Annotated in this window: 22 protein-coding genes; 13 read left to right on the top strand and 9 right to left on the bottom strand. The window is 68.8% G+C overall.

What is annotated here, in order from left to right; all coding sequences use genetic code 11:
• Nucleotides 1-27: 27 nt before the first annotated feature.
• The 7 genes from AB7I40_RS08325 to trxA all read left to right on the top strand — a co-directional run bounded on the left by AB7I40_RS08325 (nt 28) and on the right by trxA (nt 8915).
• On the top strand, nt 28-2235 hold the full coding sequence (locus AB7I40_RS08325; RefSeq protein WP_428345496.1) for a DUF6049 family protein: 2208 nt from the start codon (nt 28-30) through the stop codon (nt 2233-2235).
• Nucleotides 2232-4058, top strand: coding sequence for a murein biosynthesis integral membrane protein MurJ (gene murJ / locus AB7I40_RS08320; RefSeq protein WP_428345495.1), 1827 nt, complete (start codon nt 2232-2234; stop codon nt 4056-4058). The genes AB7I40_RS08325 and murJ overlap by 4 nt, the downstream gene beginning before the upstream one ends.
• Nucleotides 4059-4120: 62 nt before the next feature.
• Entirely contained in the window at nt 4121-5995 is a 1875-nt protein-coding gene (locus AB7I40_RS08315; protein WP_428345494.1) for a hypothetical protein, read from the top strand.
• The gene (gene sigM / locus AB7I40_RS08310; RefSeq protein ID WP_428345493.1) at nt 5992-6663 is read left to right on the top strand and encodes an RNA polymerase sigma factor SigM; all 672 of its coding nucleotides are present in this window, start codon (nt 5992-5994) and stop codon (nt 6661-6663) included. Before AB7I40_RS08315 ends, sigM begins: the two co-directional genes overlap by 4 nt.
• Nucleotides 6664-6699: 36 nt before the next feature.
• Nucleotides 6700-7377 carry a hypothetical protein gene (locus tag AB7I40_RS08305; RefSeq protein WP_428345492.1) on the top strand — a complete coding sequence of 226 codons (678 nt, stop codon included), beginning with the start codon at nt 6700-6702 and terminating at the stop codon, nt 7375-7377.
• Nucleotides 7378-7507: 130 nt separating this feature from the next.
• Nucleotides 7508-8500: a thioredoxin-disulfide reductase gene (gene trxB / locus AB7I40_RS08300; RefSeq protein ID WP_428345491.1), complete on the top strand. Its 993-nt coding sequence runs from the start codon at nt 7508-7510 to the stop codon at nt 8498-8500.
• Nucleotides 8501-8588: 88 nt separating this feature from the next.
• Nucleotides 8589-8915 carry a thioredoxin family protein gene (trxA, locus tag AB7I40_RS08295; RefSeq protein WP_428345490.1) on the top strand — a complete coding sequence of 109 codons (327 nt, stop codon included), beginning with the start codon at nt 8589-8591 and terminating at the stop codon, nt 8913-8915.
• An 11-nt stretch (nt 8916-8926) separates the two neighbouring features.
• Here trxA and AB7I40_RS08290 read toward each other — a convergent pair whose 3' ends face one another.
• The gene (locus tag AB7I40_RS08290) at nt 8927-9574 is read right to left on the bottom strand and encodes an N-acetyltransferase family protein (protein WP_428345489.1); all 648 of its coding nucleotides are present in this window, start codon (nt 9572-9574) and stop codon (nt 8927-8929) included.
• Nucleotides 9575-9650: 76 nt separating this feature from the next.
• Between AB7I40_RS08290 and AB7I40_RS08285 the strand changes: the two genes are divergently transcribed.
• Genes AB7I40_RS08285 through AB7I40_RS08275 form a run of 3 tightly spaced genes read left to right on the top strand, consistent with a single transcriptional unit; the run spans nt 9651 to nt 12743 of the window.
• Nucleotides 9651-10967: a PLP-dependent aminotransferase family protein gene (locus AB7I40_RS08285; RefSeq protein WP_428345488.1), complete on the top strand. Its 1317-nt coding sequence runs from the start codon at nt 9651-9653 to the stop codon at nt 10965-10967.
• Nucleotides 10968-10990: 23 nt separating this feature from the next.
• Entirely contained in the window at nt 10991-11989 is a 999-nt protein-coding gene (locus AB7I40_RS08280) for a D-alanine--D-alanine ligase family protein (RefSeq protein WP_428345487.1), read from the top strand.
• A complete protein-coding gene (locus tag AB7I40_RS08275) occupies nt 11982-12743 on the top strand; it encodes a lysophospholipid acyltransferase family protein (RefSeq protein ID WP_428345486.1) in 762 nt (253 codons plus the stop codon). The genes AB7I40_RS08280 and AB7I40_RS08275 overlap by 8 nt, the downstream gene beginning before the upstream one ends.
• 165 nt (nt 12744-12908) lie before the next feature.
• On the opposite strand, the gene AB7I40_RS08270 is transcribed toward AB7I40_RS08275, so the two are convergent.
• From AB7I40_RS08270 to rpmH, 8 genes are all read right to left on the bottom strand, one after another.
• Nucleotides 12909-13889: a ParB/RepB/Spo0J family partition protein gene (locus AB7I40_RS08270; protein WP_428345485.1), complete on the bottom strand. Its 981-nt coding sequence runs from the start codon at nt 13887-13889 to the stop codon at nt 12909-12911.
• Complete coding sequence (locus AB7I40_RS08265) at nt 13886-14845, bottom strand: ParA family protein (RefSeq protein WP_428345484.1); 960 nt, start codon at nt 14843-14845, stop codon at nt 13886-13888. The genes AB7I40_RS08270 and AB7I40_RS08265 overlap by 4 nt, the downstream gene beginning before the upstream one ends.
• 165 nt (nt 14846-15010) lie before the next feature.
• Entirely contained in the window at nt 15011-15715 is a 705-nt protein-coding gene (gene rsmG, locus AB7I40_RS08260; RefSeq protein ID WP_428345483.1) for a 16S rRNA (guanine(527)-N(7))-methyltransferase RsmG, read from the bottom strand.
• Between the two features lie 32 nt (nt 15716-15747).
• The gene (locus AB7I40_RS08255; RefSeq protein ID WP_428345684.1) at nt 15748-16350 is read right to left on the bottom strand and encodes a protein jag; all 603 of its coding nucleotides are present in this window, start codon (nt 16348-16350) and stop codon (nt 15748-15750) included.
• Entirely contained in the window at nt 16344-17357 is a 1014-nt protein-coding gene (yidC, locus tag AB7I40_RS08250; RefSeq protein WP_428345482.1) for a membrane protein insertase YidC, read from the bottom strand. The genes AB7I40_RS08255 and yidC overlap by 7 nt, the downstream gene beginning before the upstream one ends.
• A complete protein-coding gene (gene yidD / locus AB7I40_RS08245; protein WP_428345481.1) occupies nt 17358-17606 on the bottom strand; it encodes a membrane protein insertion efficiency factor YidD in 249 nt (82 codons plus the stop codon). It lies immediately after the preceding gene.
• Nucleotides 17603-17938: a ribonuclease P protein component gene (gene rnpA, locus AB7I40_RS08240; RefSeq protein ID WP_428345480.1), complete on the bottom strand. Its 336-nt coding sequence runs from the start codon at nt 17936-17938 to the stop codon at nt 17603-17605. Before rnpA ends, yidD begins: the two co-directional genes overlap by 4 nt.
• A 23-nt stretch (nt 17939-17961) precedes the next feature.
• Nucleotides 17962-18099: a 50S ribosomal protein L34 gene (gene rpmH / locus AB7I40_RS08235; RefSeq protein WP_428345479.1), complete on the bottom strand. Its 138-nt coding sequence runs from the start codon at nt 18097-18099 to the stop codon at nt 17962-17964.
• 510 nt (nt 18100-18609) lie between these two features.
• Here rpmH and dnaA point away from each other — a divergent pair.
• From dnaA to gnd, 3 genes are all read left to right on the top strand, one after another.
• Entirely contained in the window at nt 18610-20049 is a 1440-nt protein-coding gene (gene dnaA, locus AB7I40_RS08230) for a chromosomal replication initiator protein DnaA (RefSeq protein ID WP_428345478.1), read from the top strand.
• A 365-nt stretch (nt 20050-20414) separates the two neighbouring features.
• Entirely contained in the window at nt 20415-21563 is a 1149-nt protein-coding gene (gene dnaN, locus AB7I40_RS08225) for a DNA polymerase III subunit beta (protein WP_428347941.1), read from the top strand.
• A 27-nt stretch (nt 21564-21590) separates the two neighbouring features.
• Nucleotides 21591-22499 (top strand): phosphogluconate dehydrogenase (NAD(+)-dependent, decarboxylating), encoded by a 909-nt coding sequence (gnd, locus tag AB7I40_RS08220; protein ID WP_428347940.1) that lies wholly within the window; start codon nt 21591-21593, stop codon nt 22497-22499.
• Nucleotides 22500-22508: the final 9 nt, after the last annotated feature.

The raw sequence follows: 22508 nt of genomic DNA, 5'->3' as shown, positions 1-22508 counted from the left end.
CGCAGATTGCCCGGATAGGGTCGGCGGGTGACAGGTCGGGTGAGGCAACGGGTCGCGCACGCCGCGACCCCGCTCCCGGTCCGTCTGGTGCCGCTCATCCTGGTCACCTCGGTGGTCGCCTCCCTGCTGAGCCTGAGCCCCGGCGTGGGCCCGGCCCGGGCCGAGAGCGGGAGCCCGGCCGAGGTCACCGATCCGCTGAAGGTCACGATCAGCGGCGTCGCGCCGGCGGTGATCCCCAAGAAGGGACCGCTGCGGCTCAGCGGCACGGTCACCAACGTCTCCGAGGAGACGTGGTCCCTGATCAACGTCTACACGTGGGTGGCCGACCAGCCGATCACGACCGCCGACGACCTCGACGCAAACGCCCAGAGCGATCCGTTCCAACAGCTCGGGCAGCGGATCGTCGAGCCCGAGACCGACCTGCGCATCGACGAGCTGGCGCCCGGCCAGTCGACGTCGTACTCGGTCTCGGTGCCCCACGACATCCTCATCCGCTACCTCGACCCGAGCGCGCCCGGCGTCTACCGCATCGGCGTGCAGACCCTGGGCGCCTCCACCGATGGCCGACCCGAAACCGCTGTCGGCAGGGCCTACACCTATGTGCCGCTGGTGTCGCCGGACGCGAGCGACGTGCAGGCGGCCGTCGTGCTGCCGATCCGGCGTGAGGTCACCTACACCCACGAGGGCAAGGTGCGTGACCTGCCGCGTTGGCGTCGTGACCTCGGTCCCGCAGGTGGGCTCCACAACCTGCTCGACTTCGGCTCCAGCGCACCTCCCGGGACGCTGACCTGGTTGATCGACCCCGCTGTCCTGGAGGCCGTACAGAGACTGGCCGACGGCAACCCGGTGCGTGATCTCGGTCCGATCAGCGAGGTCCCCCCGGACACCACCGCATCCCCGGACCCCACCCCGGCCGCCGACGAGGACGCTGACGGCGAGGACTCCGGCGCCGCCGCCTCTGCAGCCGCCCTCGACGAGACCAGTCGCCTGGCCACGGAGTGGCTGGCCCAGCTCGCCACCGCGACCACCGGCAGCAGGGTGCTCTCCCTGCCGTACGGCGACGTGGACATGGCAGCGGCCAACACCGTCGACCCCCAGGTCGCCAAGCGGGCGACCGCCCTGTCGGCCACCGTGTTCCAGGACCTGGGGATCGCCGCGGACCCTGCGGTCGCACCCCCCTCGGGCTACCTGGAGCCGGCTTCGGTCGCCGCCCTGGACACCAACGCGACCATCCTCGCCTCCGACGCCGTGCTGGCCGACCCCGACCTGAAGGTCGACCCCCGGTCCACGACGGTGCTGGTCAACGCCCACCGGGTCGATCTCTACGACGAGGCCGCCTCCTCCGGTGGCCCCGGCCCGACCCGCCCTCTCTCCGAGGTGGCCCTGCGCCAGCGCGTGCTCTCCGAAGCCGCCCTGCGCTCGCAGCAGCAGGACCCTCGCCCCCTGGTGATCGCCCTGCCCGCGGACTGGAACCCGGGTGGGGTGCGGGCCGGGTTCTTCGACGCTCTCGACAGGTCCTGGCTGTCCGTGGTGCCGCAGCAGTCCCTCGGCGACCCGGATCCACCGACAGTCACCGCCGACAGCCTCGTCTACCCCGAGCGTCAGGCCGAGCGAGAACTGGGCATCGCCAACTTCGACGCCGCCATCCGTCTCGCCCAGGCCGGCGCCACCCTGCAGAACCTGCTGACCGACAACACCACCGTGGAGCGTGAGGTCCTCGCGCAGGCCCTGACCACGACGTCGTACTTCATGCGCGGCGACCCGCAGGCAGCCATCGACGATGCCGACCGCGCCCGTCGCTCCATCGAGGCCGTCTTCAACCAGGTGCACATCTCGGCGCCCGAGTCGGTCACGCTGTCGGGGGCCTCCGGCCCGGTGCGCGTCGACCTGCGCAACGACCTCGAGCAGACGGTGACCCTGCGCATCGAGCCGATCGCCGACCAGTACATCTCGATCCGCACACCCGGCAAGATCAAGCTCGAGGGCGGCACGAGCACCAGCGTCCGGCTGCGGGTCCGCTCCACCCAGCTGGGCCTGCACCAGGTCCGGCTGGCCCTCGTGGACGATGACGGCACCCGACTCGGTCCGGGCGCGGACCTGCCGATCCGGTCCAACCAGTCCGGACGGGTCATCTGGGTGATCATCGCCGCGGGCATGGCGCTGCTGTTCGGGGCGATCGCCCTGCGGCTCGTGCGCCGGTTCACCGGGCGACACAGCCATGGTGACCAGGGATGAGCGGAGAGGAACCCGGCAAGCACGTGGGCCCGGCGCTGCCGGGCACGGGTGAGGAGTCCGGCTCCAGCACCGAGCAGCGCGGGATCCTGAGCTCCGGGGCCGTCATGGCGGCCGGCACCGTCGTGTCCCGGCTCAGTGGCTACGTGCGCTCGGTGCTGCTGGTCGCGGCACTGGGCAGCGCCCTGCACGCCGACATCTTCAACATCGCCAACACCATCCCCAACATGCTCTACATCCTGCTGGCCGGCGGGGTGATCAATGCGGTGCTGGTGCCCCAGCTCGTGCGCGCGATGAAGCTGGACGAGGACGGCGGGGACGCCTACACCAACCGGATCATCACCCTGGCCGGGCTGTTCCTGCTGCTGGTCACCGTGCTGCTGGTGATCGCGGCGCCTCTGGTGATGCGCGTGCTGCTCTCCTCGTCGTACGACCTGCCCGAGCTGGCCGCGCAGCGCCAGTCGGCGATCACGTTCGCCCGCTTCTGCCTGCCCCAGGTCTTCTTCTACGGCATGTTCGTCCTCGTCGGGCAGATCCTCAACGCCCGCGGCCGGTTCGGCCCGATGATGTGGGCGCCGATCGCCAACAACGTCATCTCGGTGCTGGTGCTGGTCAGCTACCTGGTCATCTTCGGCAAGGCCCAGGACATCTGCGCCAACCCCGACCTGGTGGTCGCGGACCACAACCAGGTCCTCGGCCCGTTCTCACTGGGTCAAGAAGCCCTGCTGGGACTCGGTTCGACCCTCGGCATCGCCGTGCAGTTCCTGATCCTCGTGCCCTATCTGCGGGCGGCCGGCTTCCGGTTCCACCCTCGCTTCGACTTCCGCGGGACCGGGCTGAGCCACACGCTTCGCCTGGGCGTGTGGACCGTGCTCTTCGTCATCGTCAACCAGATCGCCTACACCGTCGTCGTGCGCCTGGCGTCGGGCGGGACCGCCGGGGTCATCGGGGCCGACTGCGCCGCCGCCGGATCGGCCACCGGCTACACGGTCTACTCCTCGGCGTATCTGCTGGTCATGGTGCCGCACGCGATCGTCACGGTGTCGCTGTCCACCGCGATCCTGCCGCGACTCTCGGCCAGCGCCGCCGACGCCGACCTGCCGGGCCTGGCCGCGACGTTGTCGGCCACGCTGCGCACGACGCTCGCCCTGGTGCTGCCCTTCGCCCTGGTGCTGCCGGTCGTGGCCGTCGAGATCAGCCAGCTGGTCTGGGGCTACGGCGCCAACGCGGGGTCCTCAGGCAACTTCGCGCCCTCGCTGGCGCTGTTCACGCCCGGACTGTTGTTCTTCACCGTCCACTACCTGATGCTGCGGGGCTTCTACGCCCTCGAACGCACCCGCACCGTGTTCTGGATCCAGTGCGCGGTGTCGGCGACCAACATCGCCCTGGCCTTCGCCTTCGTGCGTGGAGCCTCCGCCCACGACACCTCACCTGCGCTTGTGCTGGCCTACGGCGGCTCCTACCTGGTCGGGGCCACCGTCTCCTACCTGCTGCTGCGCCGCGTGCTGGGTGGCCTGCAGACCTCCGACACGGTCCGGTTCCTGGTGCGGATGGTCCTCGCCGCAGGTGTCGCCACGGCGATCAGCTTCGCCCTCGCCACCGGGCTGCGCAGCTGGTTCGACGGGCAGTCGCGCGGGTCGTCGGTGGTGATCGCGGTGCTGGTGATCGGGCTGGACGGGCTCGTCTTCGTGGTCCTCGCCCGGCTCCTGCGGATCCAGGAGGTCTCCGAGGTGGTGGGCCTGGTCACCAGTCGGTTGCCGGCCGGTGTGACCCGGCGTCTGCCGGGGCGTGCGGGCCGCCCGCCGTCCGGGTCCCGGAAGCACTGACCCCCGCGTCCTACGATGACCGCAGGATGACAGCGAAAGAGCCGAGCAGCGGAGGGGGTGCGGTGCCGAATTCGATCCGGACCGGCGACATCGTCGCTGACCGCTACCGCATGCTCGACCTGCTGCACGAGACCGAGGGCGGTCTGTTCTGGCGAGCCTTCGACCAGATCCTGGCTCGTCACGTCGCCTTCCACGTCATCGGGGCCACCGATCCTCGGGCACCGCTGCTGCTCGAAGCCGCCAAGCGCTCGGCGACCGTCACCGACAGCCGGATCCTCCGAGTGCTCGACGCCGACGAACGCAGTGGCATCTGCTTCGTCGTCAACGAATGGGGATCGGGCCAGTCCCTCGACATCCTGCTGGCCGACGGTCCCTTGTCGCCGCGCCGGGCCGCCTGGATCGTCTCGGAGGTCGCCGAGACCATCGCCAAGGCACACGGCCTGGGCCAGGCCCACGGGAGGCTGGTCCCGGAGAACGTGCTGATCGACCACAACGGGTCGGTCAAGATCATCGGCTTCGCTGTGGACGCAGCCCTGCACGGCCTGCCCGCCGGCCGGCGCTCGACCGACACCGTGGACCTGGCCGGGCTGCTCTACGCCTGCCTGGTCGGCAAGTGGCCGGGAGTCTCGTCCTCAACCCTGCCGCGGGCCCCACAGGAGGGCGGCCAGCCATTGCGACCCCGCAAGGTCCGCGCCGGCATCCCCAAACCGCTCGACGTCGTCTGCGACGAGGTCCTCAGCCCGTTCGCCCACACCGCGGGGAGTCATGCCCGCACCATCGACTCGGCGGCCGCCATCCACGAGGCCCTGATCGACTTCGTGGGCGACCCCGGGGTCCTGGCGGCGGCCGAGAAGGACCACGCCCCGACCGTGGCCTGGTCCGCGCCGGTTCCGTTCGGCCCCCAGGTCGCGCCGGTCGACCCGCCCTTCGGGCACCTGCCCGAGCAACAGCCCGAAGCCCGCACCGAGGACAGTCCCGCGCCACCCTCCGAGGCTGAGGCGGCGCCCGACCCCGGAGCCACGGTGGCCGGCGTACCGGTCTTCGAGTCCGAATGGCTGACCCCTCGGGCTGACCCTCCGCCACCGCCGCCCCGCTTCGAGCAGCCACCCGAGCGGCCGCTCTACGCCCCCGATCCGGTACGCCGTCCCCGCGACCCGGCCGCCGAGGGCCCGTCGACGGGGGCGCGCCCGGGGTCCGCAGGGCAGGCCAGCGGTGCGCCTGCTTCGGGCACCGAGTACTGGCCCTGGGACACCGGCCACCCGATCAGCCACCCCACGAACGGGACCGGGACCGGGCCGATCGTCGACGCCGACGACGACGAGGGCCGGATCCCGGGACGATCGTTCCTGCGCCTCGCCGCCCTGATCGCGGCCGCGGCCCTGCTGCTGACTGCGGTGGCGTTCGCCATCGCGCTCACCCGCGACGGCTCCACCAGCGACCCCGGCACCGACCCGACCACCGGCGGCCCGGGCAGCACGGCCGACCCCGGGGCCGCCGTCAAGGTGGTCGGCGTCACCGACTTCGACCCTCAGGGCGATCCCCCTGAGGAGTACCCCGAGCTGGCCGACAACGCCATCGACGGGGATCGCGGGACCAGTTGGCGCACCTCGTCGTACCTGCAGGACTTCGGACCGGGTGGGCTGAAGGACGGCGTCGGGCTGGTGCTCGACCTCGGCTCGGCCCAGCCGGTGGGCCAGGTCGACCTCGACCTCGTCGGGTCTCCCACCAGCGTCTCGGTCTACGTGCTGGCCAAGGCACCGACGCAGGTCCCGGGTGGTGACCCCAGCGGATCGGGGACGGCCCAGGGGGATGCCCTCTCGGTCGAGCTGCCCGAGGACACGACGGGTCGCTTCGTGCTCGTCTGGCTGACCTCCCTGCCCGAGCCCGAGAACGGCTCGTTCCGCGGTGAGATCTCCGAGATCGTCGTGCGGTCATGACGCCGCGCTCCGACGCGGACCTGCTCAGCGCCCACGTGGAGGGCGACACCGAGGCCTTCGGCGAGCTGTTCGCGCGGCACCGCGACCGGCTCTGGGCCGTCGCCCTGCGCACCATGGGCAACCCCGACGACGCCGCCGACGGCCTGCAGGACGGCCTGATCGCGGCCTTCCGGCGGGCCGACACGTTCCGGGGCGAGGCCCAGGTGACGACATGGCTGCACCGCGTGGTCGTCAACGCCTGTCTCGACCGGATCCGGTCGCAGAAGGTCCGCGCCACCGACCACCTCCCCGACGACCTCGAGGAGTACGCCGGCCGCGGCTCGCTCTCCACTGCCGGCGACGCCGTCGACCCGGCCACCGCAGCCGAGGTGGACGACACCCGGCGCCAGGTGCTCGACGCCCTGGCGACCCTGCCGGCCGAGCAGCGTGCGGCCCTGGTGCTGGTGGACATGGAGGGCTACCCGGTCTCGGAGGTCGCCGAGATGCTCGACTGTGCGGTCGGCACGGTCAAGAGCCGGTGCTCGCGCGGGCGTGCCCGCCTGGCGGTGCTGCTCGGCGTACCCGACGCCCCCGAGCCGGGTGACCCACCTCACCGGAACCTGCGGGCCGCACCGATCGTCCCATCCACGGATCCCGCCCGAGCGCCACCACCGCGCTACAACGACTGAGTCCCCACGCCCCACGGCCCGCAAGGAGGTGAGCCCATGACCACCGATGATCGCGAACTGACCCCTGCCCAGGAGGACGCCGTACGGCGCCGGCTCGCCGCGGCGCGGCACACCGAGCCCCTTCCCGACGCGGTGGCCGAGCGCCTGGACCGCGTGCTGGGCTCGCTGGCTGACGAACGTCGGACGACACCCACCGCAAGCAGCACCCCTGGCGCGCCGGTCGCCGACCTCGCCGCACGACGTCGACGTACCCGCGCCACGCAGCTGCTGGTCGCGGCTGTGGCCATCGTCGCCGTCGGCTTCGGCTTCGGCCAGCTCACCGGCCAGATGGGTTCCGACGACAGCGCGGACAGCGCCGCTGGGGGTAGCAGCTCAGACAGCCGGATGCCGGAGGGCGCCCTGGACGAGCCCAAGGGCACCGATCCCACCTCCCGACAGCCCAGCACCTTCCTCAGCGACCTGGCGCTGGTCACCCGCGACCGCTTCGACAGCGACGTCGCCGCAGCCCGCGACACCGAGTCTGCGGCCAGCAGCCTGTCGGTGCGCAAGGCGTGCCTGGACCCCGGGCCCGGCGAGCAGGCGATCGCGGTCAGGTACGCCGGCAAGCTGGCCACCCTGGTCTATCGCACCCCGGCCGGCAACCTGCAGAAGGTCGATCTCTACCGCTGCAACCCGCCGGGTTTCGTGCGCAGCGTGGAGATCCCCGCGCCCTGATTCCCGGCTCGAGGCGGTCCGCAGCGCGGGTGCTCTCGCACCGTGGAATGCCGGACGCCTACGATCGGTTGACAACGACGTACCCGATACCAGCGCCGCGACCACGCGGCCCGCAAGGAGCAGTGCTCGCATGTCCGACCCCCGCAACGTCATCATCATCGGTTCCGGCCCGTCCGGCTACACGGCCGCCGTCTACGCCGCGCGCGCCGCGCTGCACCCGTTGGTCTTCGAGGGCTCGGTCACAGCCGGCGGCGCCTTGATGAACACCACCGAGGTCGAGAACTTCCCGGGCTTCCGCGACGGCATCATGGGCCCGGCCCTGATGGACGAGATGCGCGCCCAGGCCGAGCGCTTCGGTGCCGAGCTGATCTCCGACGACGTCATCGAGGTCGACCTCACCGGCGACGTGAAGGTCGTCAAGACCGCCACCGACACCTACACCGCCCGCTCGGTGATCCTCTCCACCGGCTCGGGCTACCGCAAGCTCGGTCTGCCCCGCGAGGAGGAGCTCTCCGGTCGCGGCGTCTCCTGGTGTGCCACCTGTGACGGGTTCTTCTTCCGCGAGCAGGCCATCGCCGTCGTCGGCGGAGGCGACTCCGCCCTGGAGGAGGCGCTGTTCCTGACCCGCTTCGGCTCCCGGGTGTTCCTGATCCACCGTCGTGACGAGCTGCGCGCCTCCAAGATCATGCAGGAGCGTGCCTTCGCCGACCCGAAGCTCGAGATGGTGTGGAACTCGGAGGTCGCCTCCATCGAGGGCGACGACAAGCTCACCGGCGTGATCCTGCGCGACACCGTCACCGGCGACCTGCGCCCCCTCGACGTGACCGGCCTGTTCATCGCGATCGGCCACGACCCGCGCTCGGAGCTCCTAGGTGGCCAGGTCGACCTCGACGACGACGGCTACGTCCTGGTGGACCACCCCTCCACCGCCACCAACCTGCCGGGCGTGTTCGCCGCGGGCGACCTGGTCGACCACCACTACCGTCAGGCCATCACCGCCGCCGGGACCGGCTGCGCAGCAGCGCTCGACGCCGAGCGCTACATCGCGCATCTCGACCACCAGGCCTCCACCGCCGGTGCCGCCGAGGTGCTCGTCGAGGAGGTCCAGACCGCGGGCGCCTGACCCGTCACCACCCGCCGGGTCGGGAACAACTGTCCCCGATCAGGTGTTGAATCAGCACCAGACCTCATCTCCTTCGAAAGGGAAACTCGTGGGCAACATTGCAGCCGTGACCGACGCCGACTTCGACACCGCCGTCCTCAAGTCCGACAAGCCTGTGCTGGTCGACTTCTGGGCCGAATGGTGCGGCCCGTGCCGTCAGGTCGCGCCGATCCTCGACGAGCTCAACACCGAGCACGGCGACAAGATCACCTTCGTCAAGATGAACGTCGACGAGAACCCGGTCACCCCGTCGTCCTACCGGGTCACCGGCATCCCGACCATCAACGTCTACCAGGGCGGCGAGGTCGTGAAGTCCATCGTGGGCGCCCGGCCGAAGGCCGCGCTGCTCAACGAGATCGCCGAGTTCATCAACTGATCCAGCGCTGATCAGTTCGTGCCCCGGGCCGAAGGCCGAGATGCCTTCGGTGCCGGGTGCACGATCGGGCGCACGACGCCCAACAGCTTCTCAAGCGCCTGCTCGACCTCGTCGCGCCATGTCAGGACGCTGCGCAGGTCCATCCGCATCCGCGGTCTCGTGGTGTGCGCGCGCTGGGTCTTGAACCCGACCCGCCGACAGAACTCCGTGGGCACCATGCAGTGACCTGACCGCCCGCGGGTGTCGGTGAACGCCTCGACCGCCCGGATCCCGCCCCGTTGGATCAGGTCTCGGGCCATGCCCTGGACCAGCAGCCGCCCGATGCCGCCGTGCCGGTGGGCGGGGTCGACGTACAACGTGGTCATCACGACGGCGTCGGCCGACACCGGGGCGGTGGGGAACGAGTCTGCTCCGGGCACGTAGGGCGCGGGGGCGTAGATCACGTAGCCCACGACCATGTCGTCGACCAAGGCGACCCGGCCGCAGGAACCCCACTCGCGCAGCACCTCAGAGACCCAGCCCTGCTTCTCCTCGGCCGCATCCTGACTGGGCACCCGTTGGCGTCGTACCGGGTCCAGCTCCCAGAAGAGGCAGGCCCGGCAGGCCGTGGGCAGGTCGGCGAGCCGATCGACCGTCAGCGGCGCGGTTCGGCGTGCCATCACACCCCTCCAGATCTGCCCAGATCACGACCCACGTGCTGCGCGGGACCGTGCGATGATCCATGCTAGAGGGGCCATGAACGAGATCGCTCGCAACAGCACCCGGCTCGACAGCTATGTCGACCGCTATGCAGCCCGCACCAAGGGTATGACCGCCTCCGAGATCCGGGCCCTGTTCGCGGTCGCCTCCCGTCCCGAGGTCGTCTCGCTGGCAGGTGGGATGCCCAACATCTCCGGCCTTCCGCTCGACATCGTCGGCAACGCCATCAGTGACCTGATCGCCCACCAGGGGCCGACGGCGCTGCAGTACGGCTCCGGGCAGGGTGATCCGGTCCTGCGCGAGCAGATCACCGATGTGATGCGCCTGGAGGGCATCGACGCGCACCCCGACGACATCGTCATCACCGTCGGGTCCCAGCAGGCGGTCGACCTGGTCACCCGGATCTTCTGCGATCCCGGAGACGTCGTGCTGTGCGAGGCACCGTCGTACGTCGGGGCGCTGGGCGTGTTCAAGTCCTTCCAGTGCGACGTCGTCCATGTCGAGATGGACGCCGACGGGCTGGTGCCCGAGGCCCTTCGCCAGGCCATCACGGCCGTCAAGGCGGCTGGCAAGAGGATCAAGTTCCTCTACACGATCCCCAACTTCCACAACCCGGCCGGCGTGACCCTGTCGCTGGCGCGCCGGCGCGAGGTCCTCGAGATCTGCCGTGAGGCCGACATCCTGGTCCTCGAGGACAACCCTTACGGTCTCCTCGGCTTCGACCAGGAGCCGATGCGCGCCATGCGCGCGGACGAGGCCGAGGGCGTGATCTACCTGGGCTCGTTCTCCAAGACGTTCGCTCCGGGGTTCCGGGTCGGCTGGGCTCTGGCCCCCCACGCCGTGCGCGAGAAGCTCGTCCTCGCCCAGGAGTCGGCCACGTTGTGTCCTTCCTCGTTCAGCCAGATGGCGATCTCGGCCTATCTGCGCGAGCACGACTGGCAGGGCCAGATCAAGGGCTTCCGGGAGATGTACCGCGAGCGCCGCGATGCCATGGTCGATGCCCTCGCCACGCACATGCCGGCGGCCTGCACGTGGAACGTGCCGTCAGGTGGGTTCTATGTCTGGCTCACCCTGCCCCCCGGGATCGATGCCAAAGCCATGCTGCCTCGGGCGGTGACGGCGCGGGTCGCCTACGTGCCGGGGACCGCCTTCTTCGCTGACGGCTTCGGGTCCGGGTCGATGCGCCTGTCGTTCTGCTACCCCACACCCGACCGCATCCGCGAGGGCGTACGGCGCCTGGCCGGTGTGCTGGAGCAGGAGCTCGAGCTGCGCGAGACCTTCGGGGCGATGAGCCCGGCGCCCGGCCTCAATCCACGAAGTGGCTACGACGGACCCAGCACGGACATGACCTGATGGCACCCGATCAGGAGGAACCCATGGTCTCGACAGAGCAGGCCCCTTCGTCCCCCGACAGGGCGGCCGGTCGGGTCGTGGTCCTGGCCGGTGGGCTGTCGCACGAACGCGATGTGTCCCTGCGCTCAGGGCGACGGGTCGCTGAGGCGCTGCGCCACGACGGCGTCGAGGTCGAGGAGCGCGACGTCGATGCCGCTCTGCTGCCGTCCCTGTCGTCCGAGCGCCCCGCGTGCGTGATCCCCATGCTGCACGGCGAGGCCGGCGAGGACGGGGCCGTACGTGAGGTGCTGGAGCTCCTGGACGTGCCCTACGTCGGGTCCCGCCCCGCCGTGTGCCGCACCGCCTTCGACAAACCGGTCGCCAAGACGATCGTCCGGGCGGTGGGGATCAACACGCCGGAGTGGTACTGCCTGCCCCACGAGACCTTCCGAGAGCTCGGGGCGGTGGCGGTGATGGACGCCCTGGTCGCCAAGCTGGGGTTGCCGCTGATGGTGAAGCCGGCACGCAGCGGGTCCGCACTCGGCTGCACGGTGGTGCGCGAGGCGGCCGAGCTGCCCACAGCCATGATCAATGCCTTCGCCTACGGTGACGTCGCGCTCCTGGAGCAGTTCGTCAGCGGTGACGAGGTGGCGGTGCCGGTCATCGACGACGGCAGCGGGCCGCAGGCGCTCCCCGCGGTGGGGATCAAGCCGGACGGCGGGGTCTACGACTACACCGCCCGCTACACCGCCGGCTCCACGGAGTTCGTGGTCCCCGCACGGCTCTCCCCTGAGCTCTCCCGGCGCTGTGCCGAGGTAGCGGTCCAGGCCCACGAGGCCCTGGGCCTGCGGGACCTGTCTCGCTCCGACCTCATCGTCGACGCCGACGGCGAGGTGTGGTTCCTGGAGGTCAACGTGGCGCCGGGGTTCACCGAGACCTCCACGGTCCCGTTGTCGATCCAGGCGGCGGGCCAGGATCTCGGCAAGGTGATGACCTCGCTGGTGCGAGCGGCCGTGGCACGGACGGGTGCCTCGGATGCGTGACCTGACCTATCCGCCGATCATCCTGACGGCGAAGACGGCCTTCCGGGCCCTGGGGCAGACCTTCCAGATGACCGGCACCGACAACGTGCCGAGGTCAGGCGGGGTGCTGCTCGCGGTCAACCACATCAGCTATGTGGACTTCATCTACGGCGGACTGGCAGCCAACCCGTCCGGGCGCCTGGTGCGCTTCATGGCCAAGCGGGAGCTGTTCGACCATGCTCTCGCGGGTCCGCTGATGCGTTCGCTTCACCACATCGAGGTGGACCGCGCTGACGGCATCGGCTCCTACCAGAAGGCGCTGGAGTATCTCGCGGCCGGCGAGGCCGTCGGGATCTTCCCGGAAGCCACCATCTCACGCGCGATGGTGCTCAAGGAGTTCAAGACCGGTGCAGTGCGGATCGCCGCTGCGGCGCAGGTGCCGCTGGTCCCGGTGATCCTGTGGGGCACGCAGCGGATGATCACCAAGGACCACCCGCGTGACCTGTCGCGGGGCAAGACCATCGCGATCACGGTGGGCACGCCGCAGCACCCGACCGGCGCCGACCCGGTGGGCGAGACGGCAGCGCTCAAGGCGGCCATGACCGACCTGCTCGACCAGACCATCAAGGCCTACCCGGCCGACGAGCAGCCCCCGGGCTCGTGGTGGCTCCCCCAGTCGTATGGCGGCAGCGCACCCACCCTCGAGGAAGCCGCAGTCCTCGAGGCCACGGAGAAGCGCCGTCGCGCCGAAGCCCGCCGCGCCAAGAGGAAGTAGAAAACCCCTTCCTCTACCCCTGCATCTCTTTGTCCCTTTATCGTTTTGTCGACTTATCAACATTCGCGCTGCCGCCTTTGATAGTCCCGAACGAAGTGCACCGCGACACGCCGTTCAGCGGTGCACTTCGTTCGGGACTATCCCGCGAGGACGAGCACTCCCCGGCTAGATCGGGCGATCGCTCCGGTTGCGCGGGTCCATGATGTCGACAATGCGGCGCAGGTCGTCGAGCGAGGCGAACTCGACGGTGATCTTGCCCTTGGATCTGCCCAGCTCGACCTTGACCCGGGTCTCCAGGCGGTCCGAGAGCCGTTCAGCGAGATCGGCGAGGCCGGGAGCCGTGGGGCGACGACGCACCTGCCGCTCTGCGCGTCCACCGTGCTCTCCGACGGCGACGATCTCCTCGAGGCCGCGCACGCTGATGCCCTCAGCGACCACCCGCTGTGCAAGGCGATCCTGGATGTCACTGTCGGAGACGGCGAGCAGCGAGCGCGCGTGTCCGGCGGACAGTACGCCGGCAGCCACACGTCGTTGCACGGCGGGCGACAGCTTGAGGAGTCGCAGGGTGTTGCTGATCTGCGGTCGCGACCGGCCGATGCGCTGGGCCAGGTCCTCGTGCGTGCAGCCGAAGTCCTCCAACAGCTGAGCGTAGGCGGACGCCTCTTCCAAGGGGTTCAGTTGCGAGCGGTGCAGGTTCTCCAGCAGCGCGTCGCGCAGCATGTCGTTGTCACCGGTCTCGCGAACGATCGCCGGAATGACGTTGAGCCCGGCGAGCTGCGCGGCTCGCCAACGGCGCTCCCCCATCACGAGCTCGAAGGTGTCCTCGCCGGTGCGGCGTACGACGATGGGCTGCAGCAGTCCGACCTCGGTGATGGAGTGCACCAGCTCAGCCATCGCCTCCTCGTCGAACACCTGCCGAGGCTGCGCGTGGTTGGGGATGATCTGGGTCAGTGGCAGTTCCGCGAAGTAGGCACCTGCGGGCGCCGTCGGCAGGCCCGTCTCCGGCTGCGCCTGTCCGTCGGCGGGCTGGTGGCCGTCGGTCGAGTCGACGGTCCCGATGTCGGAGGGCCTGCCCGCTGGCGACGTGGGGATCAGGGAGCCAAGGCCCCGGCCGAGGCCACGCCGCTGTGGCTGCTTCTGATTCATCGGGTCCCCTTGGTGGCCATCTCGCGCGCCGCCTCGAGGTAGCACAGTGCGCCGGGTGAGCCCGGATCGTAGGTCATCACGGTCTGTCCGTAGGAGGGTGCCTCGGACACACGAACCGAGCGGGGAATGCTCGTGCGCAGCACCTGCTCACCGAAGTGTTCGCGGACCTCCTCGGCGACACCTGCTGCCAGCCGGGTGCGGCCGTCGTACATGGTGATGAGGATCGTTGAGACGACCAAGCGAGGGTTCAGATGTGCCTTGACCATGTCCACGGTCTCGAGCAGCTGACCCAGGCCCTCGAGGGCGTAGTACTCGGCCTGGATCGGGATCAGCATCTCAGCGCCAGCCACGAGGGCGTTCAGGGTCAGCAGGCCGAGCGAGGGCGGACAGTCCACGAGCACGTAGTCGAGCCGGTCCTCGCCGGCCTCGTGAGCCGAGCCGATCTGCGGGTGGGCCTGGATCGCCCGGTGCAATCGGTTCTCGCGAGCAACCAGGCTGACCAATTCGATCTCGGCGCCCGCCAGGTCAATGGTGGCGGGCACGACGAAGAGCCCGGAAACCTCCTCGGACTCCTGCATCACGTCCGCAAGCGGCACACCCTCCACGAGCATGTCGTAGGTGGAGGGCACTCCCCGGTGATGCGGGATGGAGAGCGCGGTGGAGGCATTGCCCTGCGGATCGAGATCGATCACCAGGACGCGCTGCCCGAGCTGAGCGAGGGCGGCTGCCATGTTCACTGTCGACGTCGTCTTGCCGACGCCACCCTTCTGATTGGCCACGACCAGGACTCGGGTGGCGTGGGGGCGCGGGAGTGGCGGCCGACCGGTACGGGCGAGGATCGTGCTCTCGGCGGCTCGCGCCAAGGGAGTGGTGGAGTCGTGGAGTGCGTCCGGCTCCCCACCGAGCTGGCCCGCCATCTGCGCCGCCGTCCGAACCGTGAACGGCGATGTCGTCATGGTTTCACGTGAAACATCCGCACCGAACTCGTTGGCACCAGCACCTGGATCCGTTGAGACCATCGAGGGCCCTCCCTGTGGAAAAACATCGACAATCTGTGGATAGTCACGCTCAACTGGGGGCGTTGAACCGGTGGATAACTTCTGAGTCTCCTCAGTCACGATTCATTTCTCCCGACGTGACCGTCGCTTGGAGCGGCCTTCTGTCGACCCGAGCGGCCCTGATCCGGCGGCCCTGTCAGAACTTACCTGTCCGGGGTGCGCCCAGGCCACCCGCACGGCAAAGGTTGGCCGCTCAACCCCAGGGACTCTCAACTCCAGGATCTCCGGCTCGGAGCAATGCAAGCGACGCAGCACGGCAGCATGCTCACGCACCTCGTCCGCGACCGACGACCCCTTCAACGCGAGCAGGCACCCCTCGGGAGACACAAGGGGCATGGACCATTCGAGCAGGCGATCCAACGGGGCTACCGCTCGTGACGTCACCACGTCGAAGGTCCGGCTTCCGTGAAGCTGCTCGGCTCGGGCCCGGACCACCTCGACCTGCGCCAGCCCCAGGTCAGCGACCACCTCATCCAGGAACGTCGTACGCCGCAGCAGCGGCTCGACCAGGGTCACCGACAAGTCGGGCCGGGCGATCGCGAGGACCAGGCCGGGCAGTCCCGCGCCGGAGCCGATGTCACACACGGAACTGTCCGGTGGGATCTCGGCTGACAGGGCAGCCGAATTGAGCAGGTGTCGCTCCCAGAGCCGCGGGACCTCGCGCGGGCCGATGAGACCGCGGAGGGTGCCTTCCGTCGCGAGTAGTTCGGCGTACCGAACAGCGGCCTCGAAGCCGACAGAGAAAACCCGCTGTGCCGAGTCAGGCACAGCGGGTGTTTCACGTGAAACATCCATCCGGATCAGGCCGGCTGCACCACGACGTAGCGGCGCGGCTCAGTGCCCTGGGACTCGGACACCAGCCCGGCTGCAGCCACGACGTCATGGACCACCTTGCGTTCGAACGGCGACATGGGCTCAAGTGAAGCCGGCTCGCCGCTCTCCTTGACCCGGCTTACCAGCTCGGCAGCCATCTTCTCCAAGGAGGCACGCTTCTCGGCGCGGAAGCCGCCGATGTCCAGCATCAGCCGCGACCGCTCCCCGGTCTCCCGGTAGACAGCCAAACGCGTGAGCTCCTGGAGGGCGTCGAGCACCTCCCCGCGAGCGCCGACCAACTGGGAGAGGTCGGCCCCCACGATGGACACAGCGGCGCGATCCCCTTCGACGTCCATGTCCAGGTCGCCGTCGAGGTCAGCGATGTCCAACAGCTCTTCGAGGTAGTCGGCGGCGATGTCGCCCTCGTTCTCCAGACGCTCGAGCCGCGACGGCCGGCCGGCGCCGTCGCCACCCTCTGTCTCGTCCGATTCCTCCACGTCGGCGTCGTCGGACGACTCCTCGGGGGCGTCCTCGTCGACAGTCCCGGTCACGTCTTCGGTCACGTCTTCAGCCTGCTCTTCGGTCACGATGCGTTCTCTCCTGGCGATGCGGATGGTGGCGGGGAGCCCTTCTTCGGCGCCTTGCCTGGTGGCTGCTTCTTGCCGCGCTGGCTCCGCGGCTGGCGCTTGGGTTGCTGACGGACCGGGGCTGGCGGCGGGGCGGCCTCTTCTTCAGGGGCCTTCTCCAACACGACCGGCGGGTGCCCGTGCTTGGCAGCCTTGGCTGCGTCACGCTCCTGCTTGGCCTTCTCCGCCGGCGTCCCGGGGGCTGGGTTGTTGCGGATCACGTAGAACTGCTGAGTCATGGTCCAGAGGTTTGAGGTCGTCCAGTAGATGAGCACACCCACCGGGAACGCGACCCCACCCACGGCGAAGACGAGCGGCAGCACGTAGAGCAGCATCTTCTGCTGCTGGGCGTAGGGCCCCGTCATGGCGTCGGCAGGCATGTTCTTGCTCATCAGCTGACGCTGCGTGAGGAACGTCGTCAGGGTCATCGCCACGACGAGGATGCCGGCCATGATCTGCACGCCGATGTGGTCGGCGTTGGTGAAGCTCTGCGAGATCGGGACACCGAACAGCTCGGCATTGGCGAACTGGGTGGCGAGATCCTTCGTCAGGAAGCTGTGCGAGGTCTGGTTCTTGGCGGCCTGGTCGATCAATCGGAACAGCGCGAAGAAGATCGGCATCTGCAGGATCAGCGGCAGGCAGGAGGCGAAGGGGTTCGTCCCGGTCTCCTTGTACAGCGCCATCGTCTCCGCAGCGAGCTTCTCGCGGTCGTGGCCGTACTTCTTCTGGAGTTCCTTGACCCGTGGCTGCAGCAGCTGCATGTTGCGACTGGACTTGATCTGCTTCACGAACAGCGGGATCAGGGCGGCACGGATGACCAGCGTGAGACCCACGATCGACAGGGCCCAGGCGGCACCGGACTCAGCGGGAAAGATCAGGCTCCACACCCAGTGCCAACCGACCAGGACCGCGCTCGTGACGTAGTAGAGCGGGGCCATGATCGCGCCACCGATGGTTCCGAAGATCGACACTCAGGCTCCTTGAGTCTGGGAGTTGGCCCGCTTCGCAACGGGTGGAACGGGGTCGTAGCCGCCGGCTGCCCACGGGTGGCAGCGACCGACACGGCGAGCGGCGAGCCAACTGCCACGCAGGCTGCCGTGCACCGTCACCGCCTCGAGGGCGTAGGCAGAACAGGACGGGTGATAGCGACACACCTGGCCGTAGAGCGGGCTGATCAGGAGACGGTAGAGCTTCAGGACGCCGATCAGCAGGTGCTTCATGAAAGCACTCGCTTCAGGCAACGATCCAGGTCCGCCCCGAGTTCCGTGGAGTCCGCCGATCCAGCCGGCGGGAGTGCGCGCACCACGAGCACACACGAACCCGGGAGCGACGAGAGTCGTTCCCGGGTGAGGTGGCGAAGTCTGCGCTTCACTCGATTGCGGATGACAGCGTTGCCGACTGCCCTGCTCACCACGAATCCGATCTCCGGATGACCCTCCTGCTCCTCGCGGAGCAGGTGCAGGACCAGCGTGCGGGACCCGGCTCGGGACCCCGAGCGCGTGGTCCGGCGATAACCCTCACTCGACGTGAGACGGTTCGCCTTGGCCAGCACGGGCGGAACTGTGGTGGACCGGGTCAGACCGACAGGCTGCTGCGACCCTTGCGTCGACGCGCAGACAGAATGCTGCGGCCGGCACGGGTGCGCATGCGCAGGCGGAACCCGTGCACCTTGTGGCGACGACGGTTGTTCGGCTGGTACGTACGCTTGCTCACGGCTGGTTCTCCGATGCCAGGTCATTTTCTTCGGACGTGTCCACACCGGGTGAAGTGGGCGGCTGGCCTTTCGGCTGGCACCGCCCACCCACAAGTGATCACTCACACGATCTGTTGTGGACATGCGGCACCGGTCGACACACGGTGACCGCACAACGGTACGCGCCCGTCGGAGACAGGGTCAAACTCGCGATGGCCTGCCCTGTGGATGACGGGTTGTCGCAACCACCGGCAACTTGTTAGGTTCAGGCTTCCGAGGGCGCCGCACAGAGGGCCTCGACCCGCTCCACGGGGCAGTTGTGGTGTGGGTCACAATCTCTCTCAACACCCGTCTGACCAGCACAAACGTGCAGCTACCGGGGTTTGAGACCCGCTCGCGCCGGCTTCGGGCACAGCGATGGACACTGGTTGCACAGATTGTGGACAAGGTTGTGGAAAAAAACGCCTGACTGGCCCTCGGACGTGGGTCCCGGAGTCATCCGCAGGTCAGATTCAGGAAGTGGAGCAGCAGTGGAATACGGGGCAGACGACCGGGATGACCAGTCCAGCGGTCCAGGCGCAGACGTGGACCTCACGACGGTATGGCGCACGCTGGTCAACGACCTGCAGCCGAGCCTGCGGGCCTGGCTGAGCGCCAGCGAGCCGGTGACGCTCCACGAGCACACCGCGATCATCGCGGTTCCCAACGACTTCACCCGCACCCAGCTCGAGGGCCGCCTGCGCACCCGCCTCGAGGACTCGTTGACCGAGGCTTTCGGGCACCAGATCCGGATCGCGGTCACGGTGAACCCGCTCCTCGACGACGGGGCGGTGCCCGAGCCCCAGCCCGAGGCCGCGCCTGAAGAGTCCCCAAGTCAACAGATCGACTTGTCGACAAACACCTCCATGATGGCCACGGGCGGCAAACCCAACGCCATGGAGACCAGGCTCAATCCCAAGTACACCTTCGAGACCTTCGTCATCGGACCGTCGAACCGGTTCCCCCACGCCGCCGCCATCGCTGTGGCCGAGGCTCCGGGCAAGGCCTACAACCCACTCCTGGTCTACGGAGACTCCGGGCTCGGCAAGACCCACCTCCTCCACGCGATCGGTCACTACGTCCGCAGCCTCTACACCGGAGCCAAGGTCCGCTACGTGTCGAGTGAGGAGTTCACCAACGAGTTCATCAACTCGATTCGTGACGACCGCCAGGACCGCTTCAAGCGCCAGTACCGCGACGTCGACGTGCTCCTCATCGACGACATCCAGTTCCTCGAGGGCAAGACGCAGACCCAGGAGGAGTTCTTCCACACCTTCAACACGCTGCACAACGCCAACAAGCAGATCGTGCTCACCTCAGACCGGGCGCCGAAGCGCCTGGAAGCGCTCGAGGACCGGCTGCGCAACCGCTTCGAGTGGGGTCTGATCACCGACGTGCAGCCGCCTGACCTCGAGACGCGGATCGCGATCCTCCGCAAGAAGGCAGCCATGGACCGGCTGACAGCACCTCCCGACGTACTGGAGTTCATCGCCTCCAAGATCCAGACCAACATCCGCGAGCTCGAGGGTGCTCTCATCCGGGTCACCGCGTTCGCCAACCTCAACCGACAAGAGGTCGACCTGACTCTCGCCGAGATCGTGCTGCGCGACCTGATCCCCGAAGGCGCCGAGCCCGAGATCACCGCGGCGGTGATCATCGCGCAGACAGCTGCCTACTTCGGCATCTCGATCGAGGACCTCTGCGGCCCGAGCCGGGGCCGGCACCTGGTGCAGGCCAGGCAGATCGCGATGTACCTCTGCCGTGAGCTGACCGACCTGTCCCTGCCGAAGATCGGGGCCCAGTTCGGCAACCGCGACCACACCACCGTGATGTACGCCGACCGCAAGATCAACCAGCTGCTCGCCGAGCGCCGCTCGGTCTTCAACCAGGTGAGCGAGCTGACCAACCGGGTCAAGCAGGCCCGGGGCTGAGGCGGCCGAACTACAACGGTGTGAGATGTGGACAGCCCTGTGCCCACGCCCCGTTTCGCGGTGCACAGCCTGTGCACTCACTACCCACCCAGGCTGCCGACAGGCTCCACCCTCCCCACGAACGCCACGTCATCCCCAGGTTCCTCCACACACCATGTGGACACGCAAACGGCACCTGACCTGCATCAATAGGGTTCATCCACAGTTTCCACCGACCCTATGACGACTACTCAACCAGTTATGGATCACACCATCGTGCAAAGACGACTGACCTCCGATCTGGGGAGAACTCCCACTCGTCGGTGCCTCATGGCAGGATTCACAGTCCAAGACGTGTCATCGGTCCACCGAAAGGCAAACGAGTCGTGAAGTTCCGCGTCGAGCGCGACGTGCTCGCAGATGCTGTCGCCTGGGCGGCCCGCAGCCTGCCGGTCCGACCCAGCGTCCCCGTCCTGGCCGGTCTGTTGATCGAGGCCGGCACCACCGAGTCCGGCGACGGCCTGCAGCTGTCCACCTTCGACTACGAGACCTCGGCCCGGGCGACCCTCTCGGCCGACGTGTCCGCCGAGGGTCGCGCCCTGGTCAGCGGACGCCTGCTCGCCGACATCTGCCGCAGCCTTCCCAACAAGCCGGTCGAAATGGTGCTGGAGGGCACGAAGGTCTCGCTGACCTGTGGGTCGGCCCGCTTCAGTCTGCAGACGCTGCCGGTGGATGAATACCCGACGCTCCCGACCATGCCGTCGGCCAGCGGCACCGTCGACAGCGATGTCTTCGCACACGCGGTGGCCCAGGCGGTGACGGCAGCCGGACGCGACGACATGCTCCCGGTGCTCACCGGGGTCCGCATCGAGATCGACGGTTCCACCATCTCGCTGTTGGCCACCGACCGCTTCCGACTCTCCCAACGCGAGCTGACCTGGCAGCCGAACTCGCCCGACGAGTCGCTCGCAGCGCTGGTCCCGGCGAAGGTGCTGGCCGACACGGCCAAGTCGTTGACCGCGGGGAGCCAGGTGACCATCGCGCTGGCCGCCAGTGGATCCGGCGAGGGCATCATCGGTTTCGAGGGCGCGGCACCAGGTGGCATCCGCCGCACGACCACGCGCCTGCTGGACGGCGAGTTCCCCAAGGTGCGCAGCCTGTTCCCCAACGAGCACCAGACCACCGCGCGGGTCGACAAGGTGTCGCTCATCGAGTCGGTCAAGCGCGTCGCGTTGGTGGCCGAACGCAACACGGCGGTCCAGCTCGCCTTCAGCGACGGGGTCCTGACACTGGATGCCGGCTCCGGTGAAGAGGCTCAGGCCTCGGAGTCCATCGAGGCCGCCATCGACGGCGACGACATCACGACAGGCTTCAACCCTCAGTTCCTGCTCGACGGCCTGACTGCCATCGAACAGCCCGTGGTCGAGCTCGCGTTCACCCAGGCGTCCAAACCGGTGGTGATGAGCGGTGCGGCCGACGACTCCGACTCCGACGGCTTCCGCTACCTGTTGATGCCGCGTCGCCTGCTCTCCTGACCCACCCACGACGAAAGGGTTACGCACATGGACATGGGACTCATCGGTCTGGGCAAGATGGGCGGCAACATGCGCACCCGTCTGCGCAACGGCGGCGTGAGCGTGGTCGGCTACGACCGCAACCCGGACGTCAGTGACGTGGGCAGTCTCGAGGACCTGGTGGCCGCGCTGCCCAGCCCCAAGGTGGTCTGGGTGATGGTGCCCGCCGGCGACCCGACGCGTCAGACGATCGCCGCGCTGGGCGACCTGCTCGGTGAGGGCGACCTGGTGGTCGACGGTGGCAACTCGCGCTGGACCGACGACCAGGCCAACGCCGCGATGCTCGCCGAGAAGGGCATCGGCTTCGTCGACTGTGGTGTCTCGGGCGGGGTCTGGGGTCTGCAGAACGGCTACGCGCTGATGTACGGCGGTGCCGACGCCGACGTCGCGAAGGTCCAGCCGGCCTTCGACGCCCTTCGTCCCGAGGGTGACTTCGGCTGTGTCCACGCCGGCAAGGCGCCGGGGGCGGGCCACTTCTCCAAGATGGTCCACAACGGCATCGAGTACGCAATCATGCAGAGCTACGCCGAGGGCTGGGAGCTGCTGGAGAAGGTGGACCTGGTCGACAACGTCACCGATGTCTTCCGCTCGTGGAAGGAAGGCACGGTGATCCGTTCCTGGCTCCTCGACCTGCTGGTCGCCGCGCTGGACGAGGACCCCGGACTGTCGAAGATCCAGGGCTACGCCGAGGATTCCGGGGAGGGGCGCTGGACGGTGGAGGCTGCGATCGACAACGCTGTCGCGGTGCCGGCCATCGCCGCGTCGCTGTTCGCCCGTTTCGTCTCACGCCAGGACGACAGCCCCGCCATGAAGGCGATCGCGGCCATGCGCAACCAGTTCGGTGGTCACGCCGTGCACGCCGGCCCGCCGGCCGGTGGCGACGCCGCGCCGGCCTGAGAAAGGGAG

Origin of the sequence: Nocardioides sp. (genome assembly GCF_050246775.1) — a bacterium.
In the GTDB taxonomy this organism is placed as follows: domain Bacteria; phylum Actinomycetota; class Actinomycetes; order Propionibacteriales; family Nocardioidaceae; genus Nocardioides.
The sequence above is the reverse complement of the archived record's forward strand: the minus strand, read 5'-3'. Positions and strand labels throughout refer to the sequence as shown.

Excerpts from the sequence above, each read along its gene's own strand:
- murJ (WP_428345495.1), top strand. The coding sequence starts at position 2,232 with ATGAGCGGAGAGGAACCCGGCAAGCACGTGGGCCCGGCGCTGCCGGGC.
- sigM (WP_428345493.1), top strand. The coding sequence starts at position 5,992 with ATGACGCCGCGCTCCGACGCGGACCTGCTCAGCGCCCACGTGGAGGGC.
- AB7I40_RS08305 (WP_428345492.1), top strand. The coding sequence starts at position 6,700 with ATGACCACCGATGATCGCGAACTGACCCCTGCCCAGGAGGACGCCGTA.
- trxB (WP_428345491.1), top strand. The coding sequence starts at position 7,508 with ATGTCCGACCCCCGCAACGTCATCATCATCGGTTCCGGCCCGTCCGGC.
- AB7I40_RS08290 (WP_428345489.1), bottom strand. The coding sequence starts at position 9,574 with ATGGCACGCCGAACCGCGCCGCTGACGGTCGATCGGCTCGCCGACCTG.
- AB7I40_RS08285 (WP_428345488.1), top strand. The coding sequence starts at position 9,651 with ATGAACGAGATCGCTCGCAACAGCACCCGGCTCGACAGCTATGTCGAC.
- AB7I40_RS08280 (WP_428345487.1), top strand. The coding sequence starts at position 10,991 with ATGGTCTCGACAGAGCAGGCCCCTTCGTCCCCCGACAGGGCGGCCGGT.
- AB7I40_RS08275 (WP_428345486.1), top strand. The coding sequence starts at position 11,982 with ATGCGTGACCTGACCTATCCGCCGATCATCCTGACGGCGAAGACGGCC.
- AB7I40_RS08270 (WP_428345485.1), bottom strand. The coding sequence starts at position 13,889 with ATGAATCAGAAGCAGCCACAGCGGCGTGGCCTCGGCCGGGGCCTTGGC.
- AB7I40_RS08265 (WP_428345484.1), bottom strand. The coding sequence starts at position 14,845 with ATGACGACATCGCCGTTCACGGTTCGGACGGCGGCGCAGATGGCGGGC.
- yidD (WP_428345481.1), bottom strand. The coding sequence starts at position 17,606 with ATGAAGCACCTGCTGATCGGCGTCCTGAAGCTCTACCGTCTCCTGATC.
- gnd (WP_428347940.1), top strand. The coding sequence starts at position 21,591 with ATGGACATGGGACTCATCGGTCTGGGCAAGATGGGCGGCAACATGCGC.